This window comes from Hymenobacter sp. 5516J-16 (assembly GCF_022919335.1).
GTDB lineage: Bacteria > Bacteroidota > Bacteroidia > Cytophagales > Hymenobacteraceae > Hymenobacter > Hymenobacter sublimis.
In genome coordinates, this window is the sequence record NZ_CP095058.1 from 1,834,903 (window position 1) to 1,859,716 (window position 24,814).

Annotated in this window: 28 protein-coding genes and 2 tRNA genes; 17 read left to right on the forward strand and 13 right to left on the reverse strand. The window is 58.4% G+C overall.

Translation table 11 applies throughout. From position 1 onward, the window contains the following. The first annotated feature begins 91 nt into the window (after positions 1 to 91). The 3 genes from gcvH to MUN84_RS09000 all read left to right on the forward strand — a co-directional run bounded on the left by gcvH (position 92) and on the right by MUN84_RS09000 (position 2,271). Positions 92 to 472 carry a glycine cleavage system protein GcvH gene (gene gcvH / locus MUN84_RS08990; protein ID WP_244697623.1) on the forward strand — a complete coding sequence of 127 codons (381 nt, stop codon included), beginning with the start codon at positions 92 to 94 and terminating at the stop codon, positions 470 to 472. Between the two features lie 65 nt (positions 473 to 537). Next, positions 538 to 903, forward strand: coding sequence for a VanZ family protein (locus MUN84_RS08995; protein ID WP_244697624.1), 366 nt, complete (start codon positions 538 to 540; stop codon positions 901 to 903). A gap of 324 nt (positions 904 to 1,227) precedes the next feature. After that, positions 1,228 to 2,271 (forward strand): M28 family metallopeptidase, encoded by a 1,044-nt coding sequence (locus MUN84_RS09000; RefSeq protein ID WP_244697625.1) that lies wholly within the window; start codon positions 1,228 to 1,230, stop codon positions 2,269 to 2,271. Positions 2,272 to 2,381: 110 nt separating this feature from the next. On the opposite strand, the gene MUN84_RS09005 is transcribed toward MUN84_RS09000, so the two are convergent. Beyond that, the gene (locus tag MUN84_RS09005; RefSeq protein ID WP_244697626.1) at positions 2,382 to 2,927 is read right to left on the reverse strand and encodes a hypothetical protein; all 546 of its coding nucleotides are present in this window, start codon (positions 2,925 to 2,927) and stop codon (positions 2,382 to 2,384) included. Positions 2,928 to 3,263: 336 nt separating this feature from the next. Beyond that, positions 3,264 to 4,175, reverse strand: a complete 912-nt coding sequence (locus MUN84_RS09010; RefSeq protein ID WP_244697628.1) for a YicC/YloC family endoribonuclease — start codon at positions 4,173 to 4,175, stop codon at positions 3,264 to 3,266. 475 nt (positions 4,176 to 4,650) lie between these two features. On the opposite strand from MUN84_RS09010, the gene MUN84_RS09015 reads away from it, so the two are divergent. Genes MUN84_RS09015 through MUN84_RS09030 form a run of 4 tightly spaced genes read left to right on the forward strand, consistent with a single transcriptional unit; the run spans position 4,651 to position 7,183 of the window. After that, a complete protein-coding gene (locus tag MUN84_RS09015) occupies positions 4,651 to 5,073 on the forward strand; it encodes a hypothetical protein (RefSeq protein WP_244697630.1) in 423 nt (140 codons plus the stop codon). After that, complete coding sequence (locus tag MUN84_RS09020) at positions 5,007 to 5,717, forward strand: glycosyltransferase (RefSeq protein ID WP_244697635.1); 711 nt, start codon at positions 5,007 to 5,009, stop codon at positions 5,715 to 5,717. The genes MUN84_RS09015 and MUN84_RS09020 overlap by 67 nt, the downstream gene beginning before the upstream one ends. Next, positions 5,678 to 5,854: a hypothetical protein gene (locus MUN84_RS09025; RefSeq protein ID WP_244697637.1), complete on the forward strand. Its 177-nt coding sequence runs from the start codon at positions 5,678 to 5,680 to the stop codon at positions 5,852 to 5,854. The genes MUN84_RS09020 and MUN84_RS09025 overlap by 40 nt, the downstream gene beginning before the upstream one ends. 48 nt (positions 5,855 to 5,902) lie before the next feature. After that, the gene (locus MUN84_RS09030; protein WP_244697639.1) at positions 5,903 to 7,183 is read left to right on the forward strand and encodes a lipopolysaccharide biosynthesis protein; all 1,281 of its coding nucleotides are present in this window, start codon (positions 5,903 to 5,905) and stop codon (positions 7,181 to 7,183) included. Here MUN84_RS09030 and MUN84_RS09035 read toward each other — a convergent pair. Further along, entirely contained in the window at positions 7,176 to 7,991 is an 816-nt protein-coding gene (locus MUN84_RS09035) for a class I SAM-dependent methyltransferase (RefSeq protein ID WP_244697640.1), read from the reverse strand. The two genes, MUN84_RS09030 and MUN84_RS09035, sit on opposite strands and share 8 nt — an antisense overlap. Before the next feature lie 112 nt (positions 7,992 to 8,103). Beyond that, a complete protein-coding gene (locus MUN84_RS09040; protein WP_244697641.1) occupies positions 8,104 to 9,087 on the reverse strand; it encodes an AAA family ATPase in 984 nt (327 codons plus the stop codon). 430 nt (positions 9,088 to 9,517) lie between these two features. On the opposite strand from MUN84_RS09040, the gene MUN84_RS09045 reads away from it, so the two are divergent. Together MUN84_RS09045 and MUN84_RS09050 are read left to right on the forward strand one after the other, a co-directional pair. Next, positions 9,518 to 10,564 carry an SBBP repeat-containing protein gene (locus tag MUN84_RS09045; protein WP_244697642.1) on the forward strand — a complete coding sequence of 349 codons (1,047 nt, stop codon included), beginning with the start codon at positions 9,518 to 9,520 and terminating at the stop codon, positions 10,562 to 10,564. Continuing rightward, entirely contained in the window at positions 10,561 to 11,103 is a 543-nt protein-coding gene (locus MUN84_RS09050) for a T9SS type A sorting domain-containing protein (RefSeq protein WP_244697643.1), read from the forward strand. Before MUN84_RS09045 ends, MUN84_RS09050 begins: the two co-directional genes overlap by 4 nt. 58 nt (positions 11,104 to 11,161) lie before the next feature. Here the strand turns inward: MUN84_RS09050 and MUN84_RS09055 are convergent. The 5 genes from MUN84_RS09055 to mutS all read right to left on the reverse strand — a co-directional run bounded on the left by MUN84_RS09055 (position 11,162) and on the right by mutS (position 14,897). Next, positions 11,162 to 11,245: transfer RNA gene (locus tag MUN84_RS09055), tRNA-Leu, on the reverse strand. Further along, complete coding sequence (locus tag MUN84_RS24495) at positions 11,228 to 11,389, reverse strand: HNH endonuclease (protein WP_410780080.1); 162 nt, start codon at positions 11,387 to 11,389, stop codon at positions 11,228 to 11,230. Before MUN84_RS24495 ends, MUN84_RS09055 begins: the two co-directional genes overlap by 18 nt. Positions 11,390 to 11,404: 15 nt before the next feature. Further along, positions 11,405 to 11,713: a hypothetical protein gene (locus tag MUN84_RS09060; RefSeq protein WP_244697644.1), complete on the reverse strand. Its 309-nt coding sequence runs from the start codon at positions 11,711 to 11,713 to the stop codon at positions 11,405 to 11,407. A 61-nt stretch (positions 11,714 to 11,774) separates the two neighbouring features. Continuing rightward, positions 11,775 to 11,850 (reverse strand) — tRNA-Gly (locus tag MUN84_RS09065). A 284-nt stretch (positions 11,851 to 12,134) separates the two neighbouring features. After that, positions 12,135 to 14,897, reverse strand: a complete 2,763-nt coding sequence (mutS, locus tag MUN84_RS09070) for a DNA mismatch repair protein MutS (RefSeq protein WP_244698762.1) — start codon at positions 14,895 to 14,897, stop codon at positions 12,135 to 12,137. Between the two features lie 278 nt (positions 14,898 to 15,175). Here mutS and MUN84_RS09075 point away from each other — a divergent pair, with 278 nt between their 5' ends. The 7 genes from MUN84_RS09075 to MUN84_RS09100 all read left to right on the forward strand — a co-directional run bounded on the left by MUN84_RS09075 (position 15,176) and on the right by MUN84_RS09100 (position 19,893). After that, positions 15,176 to 15,718, forward strand: coding sequence for an RNA methyltransferase (locus MUN84_RS09075; RefSeq protein WP_244697645.1), 543 nt, complete (start codon positions 15,176 to 15,178; stop codon positions 15,716 to 15,718). Between the two features lie 156 nt (positions 15,719 to 15,874). Beyond that, positions 15,875 to 16,375 (forward strand): hypothetical protein, encoded by a 501-nt coding sequence (locus MUN84_RS09080; protein WP_244697646.1) that lies wholly within the window; start codon positions 15,875 to 15,877, stop codon positions 16,373 to 16,375. Positions 16,376 to 16,380: 5 nt separating this feature from the next. Next, the gene (locus MUN84_RS09085) at positions 16,381 to 18,501 is read left to right on the forward strand and encodes a M36 family metallopeptidase (RefSeq protein ID WP_244698765.1); all 2,121 of its coding nucleotides are present in this window, start codon (positions 16,381 to 16,383) and stop codon (positions 18,499 to 18,501) included. Next, on the forward strand, positions 18,492 to 18,548 hold the full coding sequence (locus MUN84_RS24500; RefSeq protein ID WP_410780095.1) for a hypothetical protein: 57 nt from the start codon (positions 18,492 to 18,494) through the stop codon (positions 18,546 to 18,548). Before MUN84_RS09085 ends, MUN84_RS24500 begins: the two co-directional genes overlap by 10 nt. A gap of 117 nt (positions 18,549 to 18,665) precedes the next feature. Next, positions 18,666 to 19,097, forward strand: a complete 432-nt coding sequence (locus MUN84_RS09090; protein WP_244697648.1) for a hypothetical protein — start codon at positions 18,666 to 18,668, stop codon at positions 19,095 to 19,097. Continuing rightward, positions 19,094 to 19,738, forward strand: coding sequence for a J domain-containing protein (locus tag MUN84_RS09095; protein WP_244697650.1), 645 nt, complete (start codon positions 19,094 to 19,096; stop codon positions 19,736 to 19,738). Before MUN84_RS09090 ends, MUN84_RS09095 begins: the two co-directional genes overlap by 4 nt. After that, entirely contained in the window at positions 19,702 to 19,893 is a 192-nt protein-coding gene (locus tag MUN84_RS09100; RefSeq protein WP_244697652.1) for a hypothetical protein, read from the forward strand. The genes MUN84_RS09095 and MUN84_RS09100 overlap by 37 nt, the downstream gene beginning before the upstream one ends. A 90-nt stretch (positions 19,894 to 19,983) precedes the next feature. On the opposite strand, the gene MUN84_RS09105 is transcribed toward MUN84_RS09100, so the two are convergent. Both MUN84_RS09105 and MUN84_RS09110 read right to left on the reverse strand, forming a co-directional pair. Beyond that, complete coding sequence (locus tag MUN84_RS09105) at positions 19,984 to 20,754, reverse strand: TerC family protein (protein ID WP_244697654.1); 771 nt, start codon at positions 20,752 to 20,754, stop codon at positions 19,984 to 19,986. 121 nt (positions 20,755 to 20,875) lie between these two features. Further along, positions 20,876 to 21,367 carry a YajQ family cyclic di-GMP-binding protein gene (locus MUN84_RS09110; RefSeq protein ID WP_244697655.1) on the reverse strand — a complete coding sequence of 164 codons (492 nt, stop codon included), beginning with the start codon at positions 21,365 to 21,367 and terminating at the stop codon, positions 20,876 to 20,878. A gap of 304 nt (positions 21,368 to 21,671) precedes the next feature. On the opposite strand from MUN84_RS09110, the gene MUN84_RS09115 reads away from it, so the two are divergent. Continuing rightward, positions 21,672 to 22,121, forward strand: a complete 450-nt coding sequence (locus MUN84_RS09115) for a PaaI family thioesterase (RefSeq protein ID WP_244697657.1) — start codon at positions 21,672 to 21,674, stop codon at positions 22,119 to 22,121. 383 nt (positions 22,122 to 22,504) lie between these two features. On the opposite strand, the gene MUN84_RS09120 is transcribed toward MUN84_RS09115, so the two are convergent. Together MUN84_RS09120 and MUN84_RS09125 are read right to left on the reverse strand one after the other, a co-directional pair. Continuing rightward, positions 22,505 to 23,425, reverse strand: coding sequence for an NYN domain-containing protein (locus MUN84_RS09120; RefSeq protein ID WP_317239157.1), 921 nt, complete (start codon positions 23,423 to 23,425; stop codon positions 22,505 to 22,507). 617 nt (positions 23,426 to 24,042) lie between these two features. After that, positions 24,043 to 24,783 carry a metal-dependent hydrolase gene (locus MUN84_RS09125; protein ID WP_244697659.1) on the reverse strand — a complete coding sequence of 247 codons (741 nt, stop codon included), beginning with the start codon at positions 24,781 to 24,783 and terminating at the stop codon, positions 24,043 to 24,045. Between the last annotated feature and the right edge of the window lie 31 nt (positions 24,784 to 24,814).

Consider the following 24,814-nt stretch of genomic DNA (forward strand, 5'->3'; position numbering starts at 1 on the left):
ATTTCACTATCTCACTATTTCACCTTTAACCTTTACTTTTGAGCCAACACGCCCCGCGTGCACCCATTTACTTTTTCCAAACCCGCACCCCATGAATCTGCCCGCCAGCCTGAAGTACACCAAAGAGCACGAATGGATCCGTGTGGAAGGTGACGTTGCCTTCATCGGCATCACTGACCACGCCCAAAAAGAACTCGGCGACATTGTGTACGTGGACATTGATACCCTCGATAAGGAGGTAGCGCAAGACGAAGTATTCGGTACCGTAGAGGCTGTAAAGACTGTTTCGGACTTGTTCAGCCCCATTACTGGCACCGTACTGGAAGTAAACAGCGCCCTCGACGGTAGCCCCGAGCTGGTAAACTCTGATCCTTACGGCGAAGGCTGGATGGTAAAAATTGCCATTGCCAACCCTGCCGAGCTGGAAGGCTTGCTGACTGCAGAAACCTACGGTGAGCTGGTAGGCGCCTAGCCCACCGCTCCTACTATACTGGCCGTGCTTCCTACCGCGCCGCCCCGTCCCGTCGTCGGGCCCTTGTGGTCCTGCCGCTGGCGTGGGCGGCGCTGGTGTTTACCCTGACCCTGGCCCCAGCCCAGGAAATGCCTGATACGCCCCACTGGGAACTGCTGGCTTTTGACACGGCGGCCCACGCGGGCGTATTCCTGGTGCAGGCCGTACTCACGGTTTTTTGGGCCCGGCGGCAGTCTTGGTTTCCGCGGCTGCAGGCCTGGGCATTTAGCACTGTGTTGGTCCTCACGGTTGGCATGGGCGCTTTTATCGAGCTACTTCAACTGCTGATGGACCTGGGCCGACGAGGAGAATGGTCGGATTTGTTGAGCGACTCACTTGGGGTGGTAGGCGGCTTGCTGCTGATGTGGGGTACCCGCCGCTTCTGGCAATGAAAGCACCTGGTTCCGGGCACCGTTCCTGGCTCTACCCCACCGCCCTAGTCGGAACCTTAGCTGGCCTATGGTTGGCTCCAGCTGCCCTCGCCCAGGATATGCCCCGGGTGCGCCAAACCATTGCTACGCTGGCTTCCCGGCTTTTCACGGTCGGGGCTACGTGCGCCAGGGCGAGCAGAAGGCAGCTCGTTACCTGCAGCAGCGTTTTCACCAACTGGGTTTGCAGCCCTCGTCCCGGAGTATTTCCAGCCATTTACTCTAGCTGTAAACACGTTTCCCGGTAAGCTGAAACTCCGCCTAAGCCGGTCGCTATTCTCTTTCCCGGTGCTGGGTAATCAGCGTCGCCTCCGGCCCGGCCTCGATTTTATTGCGGCTCCCGACTGTGGACCAGGCCGACTTAGTATCGGCCGGACGCTGGCTTACCTAGATAGCACGTTGCTGACCGATGCCGCCGCCCGGCAATGGTTTCTGCGTCTTACCAGCTCCCCGGGCACTGTGGTGTTATCGGCTCGCACGAAAGCGCGGTTAGCTCACTATCCGCCGGATATCCGCCAGCGCCTCGATTCGGCCACGGCTGTCATCACCTTGGTTCCGAAACTAACGGCCTCGTTGGCTCCTATGCAAAGCCGACAGCTCCGGCTGGAGGCGCTGCCACATCCTTGGTTGACAGGGACTAATAACTATTCTGGTTTGCCGCCTGCTGCTACGGCCAAGCTACGGGTAGACGCTCAACTTAAAACTGCGCACCACACCCAGAACATCGTCGGCTACCTGCCTGGCCGCATCCAACCCGACTCTTTTCTAGTAGTGACGGCCCACTATGACCATCTGGGCACGATGGGCAAACGCACGTATTTTCCCGGCGCCAACGATAACGCTAGCGGCGTGGCCATGTTGCTGGAGCTGGCCGCTCACTATGCCCGTCCGGAAAACCGGCCGGCCTGCTCTTTGGTATTCATTGCTTTTGGGGCGGAAGAAGCCGGCCTGGTTGGCTCCAAGTATTTTGTGGAGCACCCACTGGTTCCGCTAACGAGCATCCGGTTCCTGCTCAACCTGGACTTAATGGGCACGGGTGAGGAAGGCGCTACGGTCGTGAACGGCCGGGTGTTTGAGCGCCAGTACCAGCAGCTAACTCAGGTAAATGCCACGGTCCGCTACCTACCCGCGCTTACGGCCCGGGGCCGCGCCGCCAATTCCGACCATTACTACTTCTCGGAGCGTGGCGTGCCGTCTTTCTTCCTCTACACCCGCGGCGGTAGCAAGGCCTACCACGACGTAGCCGACCGCGCCCAGACCTTATCCCTAACGGGTTTTACCGGCATGTTCGGCTTGCTTCAAGACTTCTTAAACCAGCAAGGCGCCCGTTAAGATGCCCCTCGCTCGTAGCGGAAATTTAACGCAAAAAAGCCGGGGCCTTCCAGCGAATACTGGAAGGCCCCGGCTTTTAAGTAGTGCCAAAATACTGTGGCGAAGGAGGCTTAGCTGTTGGCTTTGAGCGAAGCCATGATCTGCTTCGCTACGTTTTCCCACTCAGGCTTCTGGCGGTCGGCGCAGGTGAAGGTGCACATCAGCAGTTTGCCTTCTACATCGGTGAAGAAAATCAGGTTGTAGACCTCGTGGCCAAGCTCGGGCTTCATCAGCTCCATATAGCCCACTTTACGGCCGTTCACTTCTTTCACGCCGTGGTTAAACCACTTGGCTTCTTTGAACTGCTTGGCGTAGGTCTTGTAGAAGTTGTCCGAGTACATGTCGATCATGTCCTGATCGGCCGTGTTGTCGGTGTAGGAGAAGGCAATGCTAGCCTCCTTGCTGTTGGTGTAGATAACGCTCGGGCGGCTCTGCGCCTTGGCGTAGTTGAAGTCCATCTGCTGTTCGCTCATCACCTCAAAGCCTTTGGGGATGAGAATCTCTACCCGCTCGCTTAGCACGCGCTTTTTGATCAGCTCCACTTCAGCGAAGGGACGGGCAGCCATCAGCAACAGCATCAGGCAGAAAACAGGGGCGGCGAGTAATACTTTTTTCATAAGTATGGACTGAAAAAAGGTGGATTTCAAAAGCAAGATGTGGTCCGAAGAGTGAAAAGTCGCTCTGTTTGGATAACACAATTTACGCACGAATTCTTAAGCTGCAAGTTTTTTACAAAAAAATAATTTCCAGTCTGGAGTATATTCTTCAGCAAAAAGAACAAAAAACCTGGTTTCAAGCGTGAAAAGGAACTTTTAGAGCAACATATAAGGCTACTTATATTTCAGAGGCTTCCCTGAAAAATCCCAATAATGTATTGGGAATAGCCTATACGAAATACTAACGGCAAAGTTCAATTCTTGGGATTCATTCCCGTACATTCCTGGAGTTGGCACTCAGAGAATGTTATTGATTTGTTCCTTGATTTTCTCGAGCTCTTCCTTCATTCCTACCACCAGATGTTGGATGGTAGAATCGTTGGCTTTGGACCCGATAGTGTTAATTTCTCGTCCTATTTCCTGCGAAATAAAGGCTAATTTCTTTCCGGTGGGCTCGGGTAATCCGGCCGTTTCGGCGAAGTAGTGCAAATGGTTGATCAATCGCACCTTTTCCTCGGCAATGTCAAGCTTCTCGATGTAGTACAGCACCTCTTGTTCGAACCGGATTGGGTTGAAATGCTCGTGGCTACTAATTTCGGCCAAGTGAGTTTGCAGGCGTTGCCGAACCTGCTCAATCCGAACCGGATCAAAGCGCTCAACCTCGGCAAGCAGGATGCGAATTCGGTCAACGTAGCCCAGAATTTCTGCGGTCAGGGCCTGGCCTTCGTCGCGGCGAAACTGGTTGACCCGGTCGAGGGCTTGCTGCAGCAGGGGCAGCAGCTCTTCCCAAGGTGTTTCCTCTTCCTCCTCCGTGGCAGCGGTAGCATCGGTCGGAATGCGTAAGGAGCCCGGTAGGGCGTGGGCCACAGCCGTGAGTTGCTCCAACGACAGACCGGTTACGGCGCTCAGCTCCTGCAATTCCCGACAGGCTACCGTCAGGGCTTCTTTGTTTACAATGGAGCCCTGGCTACCCGTGGCGCGCGGACGTGTGAAATCCAGGTTTAGGTTTACCTTGCCCCGAATCAGACTTTTGGTCACCAGATTACGGATTTCCAGCTCCCGATCCAGCAGAAACCGGGGCAAGCGTAGGCTTAAATCCAGCGTTTTAGAATTCAGGGACTTAATCTCAACGGTGGCGGAGTAGCGGTCGGTTTCGCGGTGCGCAATTCCGTAGCCGGTCATCGACTGGAGCATAAGCAGATAAGGCAAAGTGAGGGCGAGAACAGGATTTCGTGCGCGGTCGGGTTAGCTTAACAAGCAGTGTTCCGGGCACAAGGCAGCTGCAATATTAGCATATTGGCGCTAGTGTGCTTGTCGGAGCTACCTATAAAGGCCGGATTCAGACTGTTCCTCCTCGGCAGCTTTCTTGCTAGCAGTAAAGCAGTTACTAACTTCTTATCAAAGAACCAGGGGTAGCCACTTTCGGGTGGTGTGCGTGCCACGGCGTGCTTTTGTTATTGGCCGTACCCAGCGCCGCTACAAGCAGCCACCTACTTAAAGCAGCGGGCTCAGCTTACCTTGTGTCAACGCTATAGTATAAAAGGGTAGAGCCAATGCTTCCACGAGATGAGGCGGACTAGCAGACAGTGACTAGATGTGGTGACCAGGCTCTTGCCAGGGCTACTGCTGCCGTGGTTTTCGGCCCGCCTTACTACCCGCCCGTTTCAATTGTTACCTTCGCTGCATGCGCGTTTTGCACCTGCCCAAGTGGTACCCTAACCGCTACGACGACCAAGATGGAGACTTTGTGGCGCGGCACGTAGCGGCTATTGCCCAGGCAGCGGCTACGGAAGGCCGCGCCGTGCAGGCTGCCGTACTCCTGGCCACCGTAGCCCGGGGTCCGCTGCCTAATCTGCTCGAGCAGGACCTGGATTTCACTGGGCCGGTTCCTACCCTGCGCTACTACTATCGAAACCGCATTACGGGGCTGCCCCCGGTGGATAAGCTGCTGAAGCTGGGACTGTACTTCTGGTGCCTAAGCAGCGGATACCGCCGGCTGCAACAGCACTGGGGGGCCGGCCCAATCTCGTGCACGTGCATGTGCTGCTGCGAACGGGAGTGTGGGCCTGGTGGCAGCGGCTGCGCCACGGTATCCCCTACCTCATAACGGAGCACTGGACCATTTACCTGCCGGAGCGCGCCCACCATATTAGCTGGGCCCGGCGCCAGCTGACGCGCTTGGTAGTGCGCCGAGCGGCGGCCTTACACACCGTTTCGGAAAGCCTGCGCGGGGCAATGCAGCAGTTAGGCTTTGAGAATCCGCGGACTGTGGTGCTGGCGAATGTGGTGGATACCAACTTGTTCGCCCCTGCTGCTACCCCACGGATTCCGGGACAATTGCTGGTGGTTTCGGCCTTCCATGAGCAGGTGAAAAATATCGGCGGCATCTTGCGGGTAGTAGCTCGCCTGCGCCCGCAGTGGCCCCAGTTGCGCCTGCGCCTGGCCGGCTACGGCCCCGATGAGCACCTGTTGCGGCAGCAAGCGGCGGAGTTAGGCTTACTGGCTGATGCTACGGTGGTGTTTCTGGGTAAGCTGCCGCACCCGGCGGTGGCCCAGGAAATGCAGCAGGCGGCCGTGCTGGTATCCTTTAGCCGAGCGGAAACCTTTGGCTGCGTATTGCTGGAGGCTCGGGCCACCGGCTGCCCGGTTGTGGGGCCTGCCACGGGCGGCGTCCCCGAGCTCTTTCACCCCCGAATACGTTCGGCCTCCTGGTGCCGCCCGATGATGAAGCAGCCCTGGAGCAGGCGCTAACGATACTTCTTACCAACTCCGCGACTTTCGCTCCTGATGTGTTGCGCGCGGATGCCGAAAAGCGGTGCGGCTACAAGCCGGTGGGCCGGCAGTTTATCGACTTGTACGCCAGCATAGTAGCTGGTTCACCTCACTAGCCCGCTGAAAGCGGTGCATCTTAGCGGCCCGTTCGCCTCTGCTCCCGTATGCTCCGCCGCATTGTTCACAATTTTGCTACCCGCCTGGGCACTGCCTTTCTTAGCTTTGGCGTCGTTTGGCTGACAGCCCGCTACTTAGGTGCGGCAGGACGCGGGGCCATTAGCCTGTTTGTGACGGATTGCGCGGCGCTGCTCCTTTTTATTGGGCTGCTGGGCGGCTCTTCGCTGATTTACCTGGCTCCGCGTCGCAACCTCTGGCACCTGCTGCTGCCAGCGTATGGGTGGGCCGTGGTGGTATGCATAGTAGGGACGGCTACGGTTGCCGGTTTACGGCACCCCGGCCCGGCCTACCTCTGGCACCTAGCTGGGCTGAGCACGTTGCAGGCCTTCTTTTCAATCAACACATCCTTGGTGCTGGGGCGCCGCCGCGAGGGAACGTACAACCTGCTGACTCTTATTCAGGTTGGACTCTTGGCTGGCAGCCTACTAGTGGCGTTCCAAACGGGTGGGCCGGGGCGTTCTGTTCAGGCTTATTACTGGAGTTCCTACGTGGCGTTCGGCGTACCGCTGCTGCTGAGCTTCATCCCCCTGTTGCGGCAACCCGACCGGCGCCGGCGTTGGGGTCGGCGTTTGCGGGCCACTACTCGTGAGTTGGCTCGGCATAGTCGAGGGGCCCATTTATCTAACATTCTGGCTTTTGCCAACTACCGGCTCAGCTATTACTTCGTGGCGCATTACGTTGATCTGCCCTCCGTGGGCATTCTGTCGGTAGGCGTGGCCCTGGTGGAGGCCATCTGGCTGATTCCGCGGAGCGCGGCCCTGGTTCAATACGTCGACCTGGTGCATTCTTCCGCCAGCAGCGGACCCTTGCCCACCGGGGCCCTGCGCGTGGCCCGTTTGGCGGTGCTGGCCACGGCCGCGGCCGTTGGGCTGCTTATTGCGCTACCGGTTGCGGTACTCACCACGGTTTTCGGGGCGGAGTTTGGGGCCGCCCGCCCGGTAATGGTGCTGCTGGCACCAGGGGCCGTTATCATGGCCGTGCAGATGGTGGTAAGCAGCTATTTTGCGGGGCGGGCCCGCTACCGTGTAAACAATTTAGCTTCCGTAGTTGGGCTGGGGGTCACGCTGCTGGCCTGCCCACTGCTCATTCCCTCGTACGGAATTCGAGGTGCCGCGCTGGCAGCTACCCTCTCGTACGGAGCCTCTACAGCCTTTCTACTGCTACACTTCTGGCGCGATACGGGGGCAGTGCCAACGGCTTTTCTGCCGGGCGCGGCCGATGTGCGGTACTGCTGGCAGCTGCTGCGGGCCCAAATAGAGGCTAAGTAGCGGCTTTCACGGTTACCTCAAACCACGGGGTGGGATCAGCCCACGGTTCGGGTTGCTGGGTAGGGCGCGGGGTAGGAAAATAAACGGCGCACAAGGTGTTGCCGACCTGAACAAGCTGACCGGAAGCCGCGTCTGGCAGCCCGTCCAGAATACCTGCCAGCACCTCCCACCGGGGCTGCCCGGGCTGGCGGCTGGCATCGTGCCACACCACCACGGTTTCCGGCCCGGCCAAGTGCGCAAACACCCGCCGAGTATCGGTCCGGACGGCTTCGTAGCGGTGGTCACCATCAATAAACACGACCCCAAACTTGCCGAGCTGGGCCATGTCATAGGTTGCCGAGTTGCCCTCCAAATGGTGTACGTTAGGCAAAGGCCGCGAGAAGAAACCGTGCAACTCAATGTAGCGCTCCGCCAGGCCTAATGCCCGCAGTTCAGCCCCCGACAAGTTCAAAGTGTACACCTCCGAGGCTATTTCGGCCACGTTGGCGGCGCTTTCCCCCCGCCAGGTGCCAATCTCGAAGTAGCGTTTGTCCAGAGCCTGCCGAACCAAGGCGCGCAGCAGGGCCAAATCAGTAGGCAGCGACCCACCGTCGCGGAAGGCAAACGGCCGGATGGTCTCGCCGGCGGTAGGCAGCAGGCTGGTTAGCGGCACGACAGGCAGCCCGTCGGCCCCAACAAGCCAGCGCGAGGCGTGGCGGAGCGCTTTAGCGCGCCAGGCTTCGTCATCGGCGGCCAGCACCGTATTCAGCAGCCACGGATTGCGCAGCAGGCTGCCCAGCCCGCGCAGGGTTTTGGTAAGTCGGGACAAGCGGTAAACAATAAAGTAGTGAACTGGTGAAGTGGTGAGCTGGTGAGTTTGGCGCGCTGATGGCGCAATTATGCCGCGAGAACACCTAACTCATTAGTTCATCAAGTCACCACTAGCTGATCGGGACTTTGCGCAGAATGGCTTCAATCATATCCTGGGTTCGGATGCCATCGGCCTCGGCCTCGTAGTTGAGCAAGATGCGGTGGTTGAGCACATCGGCGGCAACTTCCTTGATGTCTTCGGGTAGCACGTAGTCCCGCTCATCCAAAAAGGCCACGGCTTTGGCCGCGCGGTGCAGGGCAATGCTGGCCCGCGGGCTCACGCCAAACTGCACGTACTGCTGAAACTCCGTGAGGTCGTACTCGGCCGGTTTGCGGGTGGCAAATACTAACTCAATGATGTACTTCTCCAGCGTTTCTGAAATCTGCACCTGGTTGATTTGCTGCCGAATACCGAAGATATCCTCCTTGGTCAGGATGGGGCTCACCTCGCCCACGTAGCTCATGTTGGCCATGCGGCGCATCACTTCCAGCTCGTCGGTTTTCTTGAGGTAGTCCACGTACACCTTCATCATGAAGCGGTCCACTTGGGCCTCGGGCAGGGGGTAGGTGCCCTCCTGCTCCACGGGGTTTTGAGTGGCCAGCACCAGAAACGGCAGATCCAGCGGATACGTGGTTTCCCCGATGGTTACCTGCTTTTCCTGCATAGCTTCCAGTAGGGCGCTCTGCACCTTGGCCGGGGAGCGGTTCACCTCATCGGCCAGCACCAGGTTGGCGAAAATCGGCCCCTTTTTCACCTGAAATTCCGACTGGTTCTGGTTGTAAATCATGGTGCCCACCAAATCAGAAGGCAGCAGGTCGGGGGTGAACTGCACGCGCTGAAAGTGCAGGTGCAACACTTTGGAAAGCGTGCTGATGGTTAGGGTTTTGGCCAGGCCGGGCACCCCTTCCAGCAGGATGTGCCCGCCGGTAAAAAGCCCGATGAGCAATCGGTTCAGCATGTAGTGTTGCCCTACTACTACTTTGCCTACCTCGGCAAATACGTGCTTGATTTTCTGCTGGTAGTCGGGAGCCGAAGCAAACTGCGGAGGCGTCATACGGGAGCAAAACAGGTCTAAGGAGATTAAAGGTAGAGAAACCTTACCACTACCTCTGGGCAGGGCTTCATCTTATAAACTATGGCCCGAGGATAATGGTCACTGTCCCTTCCTGAGACAGAGCTGTTTTTTTATGACACAACCACTATTTTTTATAACACAAGTACCAGCAAATTTCTACCTTCAGGGCCCTGAAGCTGTTGATTACCTGTGCTGTTGACTCTGCGAAGCCGTATGGCTCTGCCCGGGCCCTACCCACGGACGCCCGCCCCAACATTCCTGTTTTTTAGCCCCCGAAAACCGGGGGCCAGCTACTGCATTCACCGTCCTTGCTTTCCACCTTTTCATTCTGTTTTACTATGAAAACACTTCTCCTCTTCCTGTTCCTGCTTGTTGGTAGTTATGGCGTGTCGGCCCAACCGGGCTGGCAATGGGTAAACCAGCTCAGCGCCTCCGGGCCACCATGACCGCCAAGGGCGTTATTACCGATGCGGCGGGCAACAGCTACGTCACGGGCTCCTTCGCGGGCACTACCTCCTTTGGCCGCTTGGCCCTGACCAGCCGGGGCCTCACGGATCTGTTTTTGGTTAAATACAACCCGGCCGGTAAGGCCCTGTGGGCTACGCAAATCGGCCGCGACCCGAAAACACCGTCCTATTCCCAACCCACCGCCAGCGGCGCCGACGTAGCCCTGGACGCGGCGGGCAATGTGTACGTTATCGGCAATTTCACCGGCACCTTATCATACGGCAGCAATAGCACCATTAGCAGCTTCAGCAACGGTTTCAACACGGCGCTGGTAGCAAAATTCAACTCCGGCGGCCAAGTGCAGTGGGTGGAGCGGTTCGGCATTCCGCAGTTTGGCTGCTATGGCTATGCCATTGCCACCGATGCCGCGGGCAATAGCTACGTCACGGGGCAGTCAGATTATGGTGGTATTCAGTTTGGGCCCCAAGTGGTAGGAGGCAGCCGCCGCGTGATGTACGTGGCACGCTACAACGCCACGGGCTCCGTTGCTTGGGCCAAGGTATCCTCAAACTGCAGCAGTTACGGCGCCAGCGGAGCCGATGTGGCGTTGGATGGGCGCGGAAACTGCGTGGTGGGCGGCGGCTTCATTAATGATATGACCCTGGACGGCACCGCCCTCACTGCTGCCGGCTACGACGCGTTTTTAGCCAGCTTCCACGCTGCCTCTGGCAGCCTGCAATGGATCCGGCAAGGCGGCGGGGGTAGTGCCAGCTCGAATGCGTACATCAGCGCCGTAGCTACCGATGCACAAGGCAACGTGTACGCCGCCGGACAGCATTCCGGCTTGGCCTCTTTTGGGGGCAGCCCTTACCAAACAATGGCGACTCCGACCAGCTTCTGGCCCGCTATACCCGCACGGGGGCGTTGCAGTGGGTGTATTCCGGTGGCACGAGCGCGCCGGAGTACAGCTCCTGCCTGGTCACAACTCCCGAAGGCAACAGCACCTTGATTGGGCGCCGCCTAAACTCCCGCAATGAGGTTACTACCCTGATTCAACAGGTACTGCCCACTGGTACAGGCCATTACTCCGAAACGCTGGGCACGCGCGGCAGCTGTACCACCGCCAGCATTGCCCAAGACAAGACGGGTAAGCTTTATCTGGCTGGCAGCTTGAGTGGTACCGCCACTTTTGGGGCTACCACGCTGCGAGTACCCGCCGGAACAGCCGGGTTTGTGGGTCGCCTGCACCTGCCGGAAACCAAGCCCCACCCCCGAGGCGGTAGCCATGCCAGCGTGGAGGTATATCCCAACCCGGTGCATAGCCGACTGGTGGCCAGCCTATCGGGCAACCAAACCGGCCTGCTACCGGGCAAGGCGCTGCTACATAACTCCTTGGGTGTAGTAGTTGATGCCCAGCCCCTGCTCCCAGCCGATGCTACTCAGGCCCAAGCTACTTTCGACTGCACCTCTCTGCCCAAGGGGCTATACGTGCTCAAGCTGTACTCTCCAGACGGCACTAGCTACGCTCAAAGTATTGAAGTAAGGTAGCCTAGCTTTTGGCCGAAAAATAAAAACGTCCTCCGCAAGCCGCGGAGGACGTTTTTTGTACCAGAGACGGGAATCGAACCCGTACTTCCTTACGGAAACGGCATTTTAAGTGCCGCGTGTCTACCTATTCCACCACTCCGGCTCGCACTTGATTCTTGCCACGGTAACTAGCTGTCTGCGCGTGGCAATTAGGGCAAAGTAACTGTAAATTCTCGAAACGATGGTCGTTATTTATTCCATTTACGTGGTGAAGCTCTAAGGGTATAGGCCTGCCCAACCACTCCACTTGTGCACAACTTTCTCACTTTCTTTCTTTTAACCCCTCACTTAATAACCGATTTTTCAGCCTGTGCGAGGAAGTATAGCGAGAGTTTTTCACCAGAATATTATCCCACGAAAACTGTCGGCCAACGTCGCGGTACCGCTCCCCTCTGTTCCAGCCTTGACCAGTGAAGTGGCTAATATCAATGGTTAATGCAGCAATGCGGCCTTTGATGGTCTTGTAATTGCCCCCTGCTGGAACTAAGCCCAACCGCTTGATAAGTTGCGCCATGGACAAGCATTCTGCAGCTAGTGCCCGGAATTGCTCATCCGACACTTTGATTCTCATATCAACTCGATTGAGCACTTAGTATAAAGCAAAAGACCCTGCCGAATGACAGGGTCTTTTTTGGAGCGGGAGACGAGGTTCGAACTCGCGACCTCGACCTTGGCAAGGTCGCGCTCTACCAACTGAGCTACTCTCGCTTTTGATCTTGGCGCCGTAGTGGCGTTTTGATGTGACAAAGGTACTACAGGAAACCGCGAAGTCAAGAGCCCACTTCAAAAAACCGATACTTTTTGTTTCACCAGAGCCTTCCTAGCTGATTTTCAGGGAGAAAAATTTAGGTAAAAACTACTTCTCAGCAACTATACCACTACGGTTTGCTAGCCTACATCGAAAAGTCCTACCCCTACTTCCTGCTCAGACATTGTGAAAGAACCTGAATACTGAGTGGCGGTAGGGCTTCTGAAGTTGATAGCCAGCGAGCCTAGCTGCTGCTTAGGGTAAGCTTTAGCTCGTTAAGCTTGAGCAGGGCTTCAATGGGGGTCAGCGTGTTCACATCCAGTTTTTCCAGCAGTTCCCGCAGGCGCTCCAGGGCTGGGTCAGTGGGTTCAAACATGCTGAGCTGCAGGCTGGGGCGTGGGGCGCTGTGCACAGCAGCCGTCGGCTGAGCCTTGGGGCCCCGCGGGGCAACATCCGCAGCCGGGGTGGAAGCCCGACCGTTCAAGGGAACTACTTTTCCGCTCGTTGGCTCATCATCGAGGCCCGCCAGCACGTCGTCGAATTCCGTGGCGGCGTCCGCATCGGGGCCGGCGGAGGTGCGTTCCTGCTCCAAGTGGTGCATGATTTCATTGGCACGCAGCACCACGGAGGTAGGCATGCCAGCCATACGGGCCACGTGAATGCCGAAGGAGTGCTCAGAGCCGCCTTCGCGCAGCTTGCGTAGGAACAGAATGCGCCCGTCGGCTTCCTTTACGGCCACGTTGTAGTTGCGTACCCGCGGGCAGTCGTCGGCCAGCTGGTTAAGCTCGTGGTAGTGGGTAGCAAACAGGGTTTTGGCCCGGGCCTTGGGCGAGTTGTGCAGGTGCTCCACAATGGCCCAGGCAATGCTGATGCCATCGTAAGTGCTGGTGCCGCGCCCAATTTCGTCCATCAGCACCAGGCTACGGTCGGAGAGGTTGTTGAGGATGGAGGCCGTTTCGGTCATTTCCACCATGAAGGTGCTTTCGCCCTTGCTCAGGTTGTCGGAAGCGCCCACGCGGGTAAAAATCTTGTCGATGATGCCTAAATGAGCCGAATCGGCGGGCACGAAAGAGCCGATTTGGGCCAGCAGCACAATTAGGGCCGTTTGGCGCAGCAAAGCGGATTTGCCGGCCATGTTCGGACCCGTAATTACCACAATTTGCTGGTCATCTTGGTCCAGCCGGATGTCGTTGGGAATGTACTGCTCGCCGGGAGGCAGCTGGCGCTCAATGACGGGGTGGCGCCCGGCCCGGATGTCGAGGATGGTAGAATCATCGACAGTGGGCTTGACGTAGCGGTGCTGGCGAGCGGTGGCGGCAAAAGAAGCCAGGCAGTCAGTAACACCAATAGCACGGGCGTTCTGCTGAATCTGGGTGACGTAGTCGGCGGCAAACAGCACGAGGTCGTTGTAGATGTTCTGCTCAATAATGAACAGGCGCTCCTCGGCATGCAGAATCTTCTCCTCGTAGGTTTTCAGCTCCTCCGTGATGTAGCGCTCAGCATTCACCAGGGTTTGCTTGCGAATCCAGGAGGTAGGCACCTTGTCCTTGTGGGCGTTGGTGACTTCGAGGTAGTAGCCAAAAACCTTGTTATACGCTATTTTTAGGGAAGAAATGCCCGTTTCCTGCACGGCCCGTTGCTGGAGCTTAAACAGGTAGTCCTTGCCTGAAAACGCCATGGCCCGCAGCTCGTCCAGTTCCTTGTCTACGCCATCATTCAGCACGCCGCCTTGGTTGGTCAGGATGGGCGCATCGACCTTGATTTTGGCCTGGATTTCGTTGCGCAGGGCGGTGCAAGGATTAAGTTGATCGGCCAGCTTTTGCAGGGCCCGCACGCCCGAAGCGGCTAGTTCCTCCCGGATTGGGCCGATGGCTTCCAGGGCCCGGGCCAACTGCTGCAGCTCCCGCGGGTTCACGCGGCGCACGGCCACCTTGGAAATCAGTCGCTCCAAGTCATTAATCTGGCGCAAGTGCTGAAGCGTGTTTTCCAGCAGCTCGGGCGTTTGCAGCAGGGCTTCTACTGTATCGAGGCGGCGCTGAATCTGGGCGGGCTCCTTGAGGGGTAGCACCACCCATTTGCGCAGCAGGCGGGCCCCCATGGGTGTCACGGTCTGGTCCAGAATGTCAATCAGGGGCACGCCGCCGGGGTGCTGGGGCTGCACCAGCTCCAGGTTGCGCACCGTAAACCGGTCGAGCCACACGTACTTGTCTTCCTCCAGGCGCCCAATGCTGCCGATATGGCCCACGTCGGTATGCTTGGTTTCGGCGAGGTAGTGCAGGATGCAGCCAGCGGCCGTGATGCCCTCGCGCAACCCGTCAATACCAAAGCCCTTGAGCGAGGTAGTGTTGAAGTGCCGGGTCAGGGTTTCGTGGCCGTAGTCGAAGCCGAACACCCACTCATCCAGGGCAAAATGGCAGTAATCGGGCCCGAAATGGCCTTCAAACTCCTGGCGGCTTTTCTTGCAGAACAAAACCTCGGCGGGCAGAAAGTTCTGGAGCAGCTTGCCCAGGTAGTCCACGGTACCCTGGGCCACCAGAAACTCACCGGTGCTGATATCGAGGAAGCTGATGCCGGCCTCCTGCTTGCCGAAATGCACGGCGCAGAGGTAGTTGTTGCTCTTGCGCTCCAGCACGTTGTCGTGCAGGCTCACGCCGGGCGTCACCAGCTCCGTAATACCGCGCTTTACCAGGCCCTTTGCTTGCTTGGGGTCCTCGAGCTGGTCGCAGATGGCTACGCGCTGCCCGGCCCGCACCAGCTTGGGCAGGTAGTTGTCGAGGGCATGGTGGGGAAAGCCGGCCAAGGGCGTTTCGGAAGAAGTGCCGGCCCCGCGCTTGGTCAGGGTGATATCCAGAATGCGGGAGGCCGTTACGGCATCCTCGCCAAAGGTTTCGTAGAAGTCGCCGACGCGGAACAGCAGCACCGCGCCAGGATGGGCCTGTTTGAGCTGGTAGTACTGCTTCATCAGCGGCGTATCAACGACGGGCGCGGGCCCGAGGGAGCCGTGCATGCGGATAGGCTTTTTGTTGGGGTCGGCAGTTTTGGTTTTCACGGAAAGCGGAAATACGGGAAAGAGAAGTGGGCTGGGGCAGAAGCCCCCATTCGCCTTGCGAACAAGAACAGCCACCTTGTTATGCCGAGCCCCGCGAGGAATCTGGCCTGCCCCCGTTGGGTTGCTTCTCCAGCGTCAGCACGCCAGATTCCTTGCGGGGCTCGGCAGGAGGTTCGGTGGAAAGGGGCGCAAGCCTAACAGCCGTTGCGCGGCGGCGCGTTCCTACCTTTGGTGCCATGCGCAAACTCTCGATGGAAGAACTGAACCGGCTGACGGTGGCAGACTTCAAAAATACGCGAAAATTCCCCCTTACCCTAGTACTCGACAACGTGCGCAGCCTGCACAACGTGGGTGCCGCCTTCCGCACGGCCGATGCTTTTGCCATTGAGAAAATCTGGCTCTGCGGCATCACGGGCCGCCCGCCCCAGCGCGAAATCACGAAAACAGCCCTGGGCTCCACCGAGTCGGTCACGTGGGAGTACGCACCGACTACAGTGGAGGCGTTGCAACAGCTGAAAGCGGCGGGCTACGTGGTAGTGGCCGTGGAGCAAACCACTGGCAGCCAACCCCTACCGGCTTTCCAACCCGACCCTACCCGCGCCTACGCCCTGGTAATGGGTAATGAAGTGTTCGGGGTAGAGGACGAGGTGCTAGCCCTCTGCGACGCTGCCGTGGAGATTCCGCAGTTCGGCACCAAGCACAGCCTGAACGTGAGCGTGGCCGCTGGCGTCGTGCTCTGGGACTTTATCAGCAAGATTGGCTGGGGCCTAACGCCGTAAGTAGGCGGTAAAAATACGAGCTTGGTAACAAAGCCTCTCATTTACTCAAAATTACGGTAAGAACTACGCGTTTTCTTGTGTAGATTTGAAACGGACCGCCCCGCTTGGGAGGCCCTCGCTCCTGCCCACACCTATTTACCCTCCTAGCCCTTCTTGATGAAGTCAACTTTTACTCCTACGGTGCGCGTTGTAGCTACCGCCGCCCTCCTGGCAATACCGGGTCTTGCATTGGCCCAATCGGCGGCGTTGCTTGACCAGGCGCGTAATGCTTTGCAGGCGCGCACGTCCGTCCTAGGCCTGAAAAAGACGGATGTTTCGGATCCGGCCATTACCAGCTCCTTCACCGACGACTATAACGGCATCACGCACGTGTACCTGCGCCAGCGCTACCAGGGAGTAGAGATTTACAACGCCGTGGCCGATGTGCACTTGAATGCGGCGGGGCAGGTGGCTAGTCTGCACAGCAAATTTGTGGTGAATGCTGCGGCCCAGGCCCGTCCGGCCACGCCCGGCCTCACGGCGGAGCAAGCCGTAGCGGCGGCGGCCCAAGCCCTGAACCTGGCGGCCCCCAGGGCCTGCGAGTACTCAAAGCTGGCACCGCAGCGGCCGGTCTGGAATTCTCGACCGGCGGCATTTCCCTGGACCCAATTCCGGTGAAGCTGATGTACCTGCCCATGCCCACCGGCGAGCTGCGCCTGGTATGGGACGTCACCATTTACCCGCGGAACGCCCGCAACTACTGGAGCGTACGCGTGGATGCCTCCACCGGCGCCCTGCTCGACCAGCACGACCTCGTGATTCGGGAGCCGTTTACCATGGCGGCTCTCACCGCGCCCCTGGCCCTGGCCTCCACGCCTACTCCAGCGGCCCCCACGGCGGCCCGCCCCACGGCCGGCAACAGCTACAATGTGTGGCCTATCACCGTGGAAAGCCCTAATCACGGCTCCCGGCAAGTAGTTACTGACCCCGCCGACCCCGCGGTTTCGCCCTACGGCTGGCACGATGTGGACGGCAAACCCGGCGCGGACTCCCTGCGCACGGCCGGCAACAACGTGTACGCCTACGAGGACCGCAACAACCGCAACAACTCCGCCACGGAGCTGTGGCGCGGAGGCTACGCCCCGAAAGGCGGCACCAACCAAATCTTCGACGCACCCTTTAACAGTGGCGTTACCGCGGCTCCGACTGCCAACCTCGACGCGGCCATCATCAACCTGTTCTATTGGAACAACGTGATGCACGACGTAATGGCGCGCAAGGGCTTTACTGAGGCCAGCGGCAACTTCCAGGCCTTCAACTACTCCAGCCAGGGCCGGGGCGGCGACGCCGTGTTTGCCGAAGCGCAAGACGCCAGCATTGCAAATCCTGCCAGCTTCAACAATGCCAACTTTGCTACCCCCGCCGATGGCCGTACGCCCCGCATGCAAATGTATCTGTGGGAGCAAAACGTTACCACGGCCAGCATTACGGCCCCGGCGACCCTAGCCGGACCGATTGCTGCGGCTGAGGGCGTGTTTACGCGCCGCCTTTCAAAAACGGGCCCAATCAGTGGTAATCTAGTGTTGGTGAACGATGGAACGGCTACGCCCACTTACGGCTGCCTTATGTACACCAACACTGCCGCCGTGAAGGACAACATTGCCTTGGTTGACCGCGGCGACTGTACGTTCGCCATCAAGGTGCAGCAAGCGCAAGTAGCCGGCGCGCGCATGGTTGTTATTATCAACAACAGTGCAACGCAAGGAGCCGTCTCTTTTGGTAGTGCCGCCGACTCAGTCGGTATCCGAATTCCGGGCGTCATGATTTCGAAGGCCGACGGTGACCGAATCAAAACGGCCCTGCAGGCAGGTACCACCGTCAGCTTCACGGTTAGCGGCGTGACCAACTACCGCGACAGTGATTTCGACAATGGCATCATTGCCCACGAGTACGGCCACGGTATTTCCACCCGCCTGACGGGCGGTGCAGCGGCCCCTAGCTGCCTACGCAGCGCCGAACAAATGGGCGAGGGCTGGAGTGATTTCTTCGGGCTGTGGATGACAACCAAGCCCAGCGACGTGGGCGCTACGGGCCGGGGCATTGGCACTTATAGCTCCTTCCAAGCCACCACGGGCGGCGGCATCCGGCCTAACCGCTACAGCACCAACATGACCACTAACCCGGCTACCTATGACTATATCGGCAAGACGGTAAGTGGGGAAGCCTACAATGCCGCCCACAATATCGGGTACGTGTGGGCTTCTGCACTCTGGGATTTGAACTGGGCCCTGATTGACAAATACGGCTACAACACCGACCTGCGCGGTACCACCGGCGGCAACAACATTGCCCTGCAACTGGTTATCGATGGGCTGAAACTGCAAGCCTGCAACCCCGGCTTCATCGACGGCCGCAACGCCATCCTGAAGGCGGACTCCATAAACAATAACGCCGCTAACTCGGCCATTATTTGGCGCGTGTTTGCCCGCCGGGGCATGGGTTTCGGGGCTAGCCAAGGTAGCGCCGATCTGCTCAACGACCAGACGGCATCGTTTGCCCTGCCTGCCGTGCTCAGCAGCCGGCAGCAGCTCAGCGAGAAACTGCTGGAGCTGTACCCCAACCCAGCCAACGACCAAGTGCTAATACGCACGCAGGTTAGCAGCGCGGCCCCTGTGCAAGTAGAGCTAGTATCGTTGCTGGGCCAGCGCATACGGGTGCAGCAGGTTTCCGCGGCCCGGTTGCAGCAGGAAGGTGCGCTCATCAATACGGCTGACGTAGCGGGGGCGTGTACATCGTGCGCCTGACCACCTCGGAAGGTACCATCACCAAAAAGGTGGTAGTGCAGCACTAAGACTTAGGCACGATTTGTCCTGGTTGCTTTGCTTCCCGTTAAGAAAAACGCCCGTCTGGCTTTGCGCCGGGCGGGCAGTTTTTTTAGCTTTTCAGCCTGCTTGCTGGTTACACACTCATGACTCTATTCCTGCCTGACTCCTCCTTAGCTGACGCGGCCCTACTGGCCCTGCGCCCTACCCTGGATGCCGTGGTGCTAGATGGCGCGGCAGACTCCGTCGGCGACTTTTTGCACCAGACCCTGCGCCCCGTGCTCAAGCTACAAAACCACCGGCTGCTTACCGTAACGGCCGATTTTCTGGCCGATCATCATGTGCCGTTTGCCGGTGCCGGCGCGGCAGAGCGCCAGCGGGTGGTAGCGGAGCTGCTCACGCGCAACACCAAGCTCCGTTACACCATCGTCGGGCTGATTACGGGCCTGTTTACCAGCGCTGAAACGGCTTTTTACCGTGCCCACCGTCCTGAGCTAAATCGGCGGCTACTGGAGCTGGCCGTTCGTCGGGTGCAGGACCAAACGGCGGAAATTGCTACCCTGCTACCGCCTGGATGAGCACGTTTTACGCCACGCTGGAAGTAAGCGAGCAGGCCACGGCCGAGGAAATCCGCCGGGCCTACCGCCGGCTGGTTCTGCTGACCCATCCTGACCGCACCCCCGATCCGGCTGCCCACGAGCGGTACCTGGCCGTTAATGCAGCCTATGATGTCCTGAGCCAACCTGAGCGCCGGCAGCTCTACGACGCGGCCCTGGCCATTTGGCGGCGCCCGCCTGCGCCGGCACCCGTGGCTACCTCTCCCGGGCGCACCAACCGGGACCGGCACCGCCGGCCGATGGCCCAGGTCCGCCGCGGTCCAACCCCCGATCCGTACGCGGTGGTGTACGCCCGCTACGCCCCCTGGGCCCGGCGCTTCTGCCTGCTTATGCTGGTGTTTTGCGGCCTGCTGCTGGTTGACTTTTGCTGGACCCGGGAGTACCCCCACGAGGTGGTGCAGGCGGTGGAGCGGCACTCCTTATCCTCGCGCCGGAGCGGCATGGTTACGTATTACACCTTTCATACCCGCACGCCAGCTTCCGCAGCTACGAGTACGATGGGACCATTGGCACGGCGCTGGCTATTCGCAAAAGCGCCTTATTTGGCCAAATTCGGCAGTTTGCCGTGGGCGGGCAGGGCTGGCAGCGCGCTGATCAGGTAAGCATCTACGGCAACTTTCTGTTTGCGCCGGCGCTGCTGTTGCTTATAGCCGCTGCCGGAACCTTCCGGCGTCGCTCCAACGTGTTCGTATTCAATTGCAGCCTGGGGTGCGGGCTGCTGCTGGCGGTGGTGATTTATTTCCTGGTCAGATCCTGAGGAAAAAGCCAGTCTCATTTCTGTTACCCAGCAAAAAGCCCCGAAGCGTACGCTTCGGGGGCTTTTTGCTGGGTAGTATGCGGCGCGCGTTTAGTCGTATTGAGAGTCGCGGAGCTGCACGGGGGCGGCCTTCTTACGCAACCGCATGTTCAGCACCTCCACAATCAGGGAGAAGAACATAGCGAAGTAGATGTAGCCCTTCTCGATTTCCTTGTGGAAGGCTTCCATCACGAGCATGACCCCAATCATAATCAGGAAGGAAAGGGCCAGCATTTTGATGGTAGGGTTGCGGTTCACGAAGTCGGCCACAATACCGCTGAATACCAGCATCACGCCCATGGACAGGATAACGGCCAGAATCATAATCAGCACGTTATCCACGAGGCCCACGGCCGTCAGAATTGAGTCGAAGCTGAACACAATGTCAATCAGAATAATCTGCAGGATGACGCTGCCCATGGAAGCGCCGCCCTTGGCGTTGTGGCCCTCTTCCTCCTCGCCCTGCAGCTTAGTGTGAATTTCAGTGGTGCTCTTACCAATCAGGAACAAGCCCCCACCCAGCAGAATCAGGTCGCGGCCCGTTACGTTCCAACCCTCCTGCATCCACGGCACGGGAATGCTAAAGAGCGGCGCTTTCAGGCCTACAATCCAGGAAATACTCAGCAGCAGCCCAATCCGGAACAACAGGGCCAGCAGCAGCCCGATGGTGCGGCCGCGGCTGTGCTGCTCCTGCGGTAGGCGGTTGACGATGATGGAAATAAAGATGATGTTGTCAATACCCAGCACAATTTCCATGAATGTGAGCGTCAGCAGGCTCACCCAGGTTTGGGGGTCAGAAAAAACGGAGAAGTCGAAGTGCATGGAAGCGGTAGTGAAATGATGGAGTAGCGCGCCAGGAGCGGTCAGGACGAGAAGGCCACGCCGGCTGTCAGCCCAGAAGCTGGCAGTAGTACGCAAAGGCCCTGGTTTCGTCCGCCGCGCCCTACGACTTCATATTGACGAACTGCAGGGGCTGGCCGATGTCGGTTCGGCGGAGAATGGCAATGGCAGCCTGCAATTCGTCGATTTTCTTGGCCGTGACGCGCACTTGGTCGTCCTGCATCTGGGCTTCTACCTTGGCCTTACCGTCCTTGATGGCTTTGATGATTTTGCGGCCCGCTTCCTTGTCTACCCCGGCGCGCACCTTAATAACTTTCTTGATGAGGGCACCGTTGGCCTGCTCTTCAGCCGAAAAGTCGAGGGCGGTGCCATCAATGCCTTGCTTCACTACGCGGGTGAGCAAAATATCCTCCAGGGCTTTCACGCGCATGGAGTTTTCGGAGGTTAGGGTAACGGTATTGGCTTTCTTATCCAGCTCAATACCACCTTTGGTATCACGCAGGTCGTAGCGGGTCTGCAGTTCTTTTTTGGCCGTATTTACCGCATTTTCAAGCGTCTGCGGATCAACTTTGCTCACGATATCGAATGATGCCATGGGGAGAAGGAAGGTGAAAGGAGAAAGTCTGCGCTACGTAGGGCACCCACGCAGGTTGGCTCAAAGATAGTGAGGTAGGGAAATGGTAGAATGGTTGAGGTGGCCGGCGGCGGCAATCCTGGGCCTCCTACCCGCGCTTTCTGCCCCGTACTGGCCCGGATACCGGCGGTTACCACTCGCCGTGCGGGCAATAGCAGTAGAGCGCGGCGAAAGAGGAACAGGCAGGTATGGCCGGCAGGGGTTTGCCTAAAGTACTCTACCTTTTGCGGGTATTCCAACCCGCCCGTTTCTGCTTTTTCCGGTTATGAAACCCACTCCCGACCCTGCCGCCCTGCTCGCCATCTACAACCAAATAAACCACTATGGCCGCGCCAATGGCATGGAGCTAATGGTACAGGAGCCCGGCAACGTGCGCTACACCATGACCATCCGCGACGAGCACCTGTCTTCGCCCGGTACCTGCCACGGGGGCGTGCTGGCCGGCCTAATGGATGCCACGCTGGGCGCCGCCGCGCTTTCGCTGGCCTTTACCACCGCGGAGCTGGTTTCAACGGTGGAGTTTAAGATTAACTACCTCCACCCCGTTCATCTGCACGACCAGCTGCTGGCCCACGGCCTAGTGGAACACCACGGCAAAACGTTGGTTGTAAGCAGTGCCTTTATCAGCTGTCCCGCCCGCAACAATCTGGTGGTAGCCCGGGGCATGGGCACCTTCAACCGCTACCCCGCCTCCAAGCGAGACCTTACGTGGTGAGATGGTGACTGAGTGAGTTTGCCGAGTACATGCATCTGTCCCATGCCGTCCTAGCGAGGGCACCGACCCCGTTTCTCTCTTTTGCCCCAAAGCCTGATAACGTGACAAGCCCTTGACGCTACCATACGTCAAGGGCTTGTCACATTTTAGAGGGTAGCATTCAGGCCAGGCCAGATGGCGGCGTTGTGCCTTGCCTCCTCGCTATAATAATTCACTCACCACCTCACCACTAAAAAGAAGCCGCCGGGCGGCCTGTCTCACGCAGGCTGCCCGGCGGCTTGGGAGCTACCGAACCGAGGCTAGTTATTACAGGCGTTCGGGAGAGCCGGCCGACTCGTGCTCGTGCTCGTCGTACTCGTCGCCTTCTTCCATTTCGGGGGCTTCTACTTTGCGCACGTTACGGGCACAGTCTTCGTCGCGGTGGTTGCGGCCCACCGTGAACTCCACCCAGTCGCCTTCGTGCAGCTCGTTGAAGTCACCCTCGGCCATATCGGCGTAGCTGAAGAACAGGTTGTTCGGGGCATTACCACGAAACCAAAACCATTCTTGAGGTTTTTGATGGTGCTGATACCCACCGTGCCTACCGGACCCGCGGCCGTGGGGCCGGTGGGGCGTACGGGCTTGGGCGCAGGGAAGGCTACTGGCTCAGGCGTGTTCACGAACATCGACTCAATCAGCTCGTCGCCCGTGCTCAGGCCCTGGTCAATGACTTCGTGCATCTGCACGGGGTAGGTAGCCTGCTCCAGCAGTTGCTGCGAGGCGCGGGTTACGCGGTTTTCGCCCTTGAAGTCGGTGTATTTGAAGTCCCAGTTCAGGAGCATCACGCGGGTACCCACGGTGTTGAGCTTCTTAATCAGGGGGGCGTAGTCAGAGTCGCCGGCAATGAGCACGACTACGTCGAAGCTCTTGTGGATAGCCAACTCCAAGGCTTCCAGGGACAACCACACGTCAATGCCCTTCTCTTGCAAACGGCCATCGCGCGTTTTCAGGGGCATGTAGTGGGTCTGAATGCCCATGTTCATCAGGATATCGTCGAGGAGCCGGTCGTGGAACAGCCGGTCTTTGTCGCGAGCTTCCGTGGCGGAGAGGCGGCCGCGGAAGAAGTGAGAGTCAATTATCTGGCTCAGACGTACGTCTACGTCTTCTTCTTCAGCAACCTGATGACGAATAAATTCATGGAGGCCTTCCAAGCTAATACGGGCCTTACGGTCATGCTGGAAGTAGTAGTAATCACTGATTTTCAGGAAATAATTGCCGTCATAGAAGACGCCGATCCTAATTAAAGGGCTATTCATCTGGTTCATACAAGAAACGGGTTGAGCGCAAAAAGGTGTGTGTGAGTAAGAGCGGGTAAGTTGGTTCGGGTGGGCGCGTGGCGTACACATGCCCGATCAAAGATACAAGTTGTAGACCTTACAGTAATGCAGTAAACCATAGGCTAGGCGGTTTTAGCGAATGAGCACGTGCGAGTTAGCTGGTAAAGAATATGCGTCAGTTCTCTCAGCACGCTAGATAATAACTGCCCACATGAGGCCTTCATGAAGAGGATAACGGTCTTCACACGGGTGATATTCTACCCGTATCACGTTGGAATATAACAGGCGGGCTTCTCTACAATATTAAAGCATATATATGTATTATGCGAATCCGATAAGTGCAAATTACTCGCTTCTGCTACAAACTCAATAAGCTGAGCTTTGCGGCGGAGAACGGGTTTTAGCGCAAAATCGTCATTCCTAAATCCTACAAATAGAACCGCGGATACGTAGTAATCAAATATACAATTCCGGTCCGCGTACTAGCAGCCAATTCGCCTGACTGGCCTGTTTTATAGCCCAAGTGCCAGTAACATCAGACCAATAGCGCCGGGTTCCGCCGGCAGAGGGCCGGCAAGCTCGCCTTGCCTAGTAACCCGCCCGCACTAGAACCCCAGCCGCCCTACTACCAACCCCAGCACCAGCAGCCCATAGCCCGCACAGATTGCCAGCTCCAACAGGTTACCGCTTTTGGAGCCCGTCCGAATTAGGGGAATTTTCAGGGAGAAGTCAGTCAGGGGCATGAGCCACTTCACGCCGGCTTTCGTGAGGGTATCGGCCAGCAGGTGGGAGGCGTAGCCCGCGCCAGCAAACAGTGCCACGCCGTGCCAGCCCAGGCCCTTATCGGCCAGGTGGCCAATGTAGGTCCATAGGCCAGTGGCCCAAAGCGTGTGGGTCCAGGAGCGGTGGGAGGTGAAGGGGGCTACTGACACAAACAAACCCAGCATGCTCAGCCAGATGTAGCCGGTGTAAAGCCCCGCTACCAGCGTGCAAAGCCCGGTAAAGAGCAGGGCCAGCTTGCGGGTAGAGTCGCCCTGCATGGCCGCCCCAATCAGACCAAATGCCAGGGCAATGGTAAAGCCCAGGCGACGGTCGGGACCGAGGGGTAGCTGGAAGTGGGTGTAGAGCGCCAGTCCGGCCGCTACGGCCACAAAGGCCCACCGCACGTAGGCTTGCGCAAATCCCAGGCGCTTGCTCAGGCGGGAGCCGGGGTGGTCGAGGTCGGGAGCTAGGGAGGAAAAACCGGCCAGGGCAATGCCGGCGGGCGAAAACGGAATACCCGGTACGAGGCCCGCAACAGCCACGCCGGTAATCAGGCCAATGGCCAAGTGAGAAGAACCGCGCACTAAAAAAGTATCATAGAGAATAAGCCGTAAA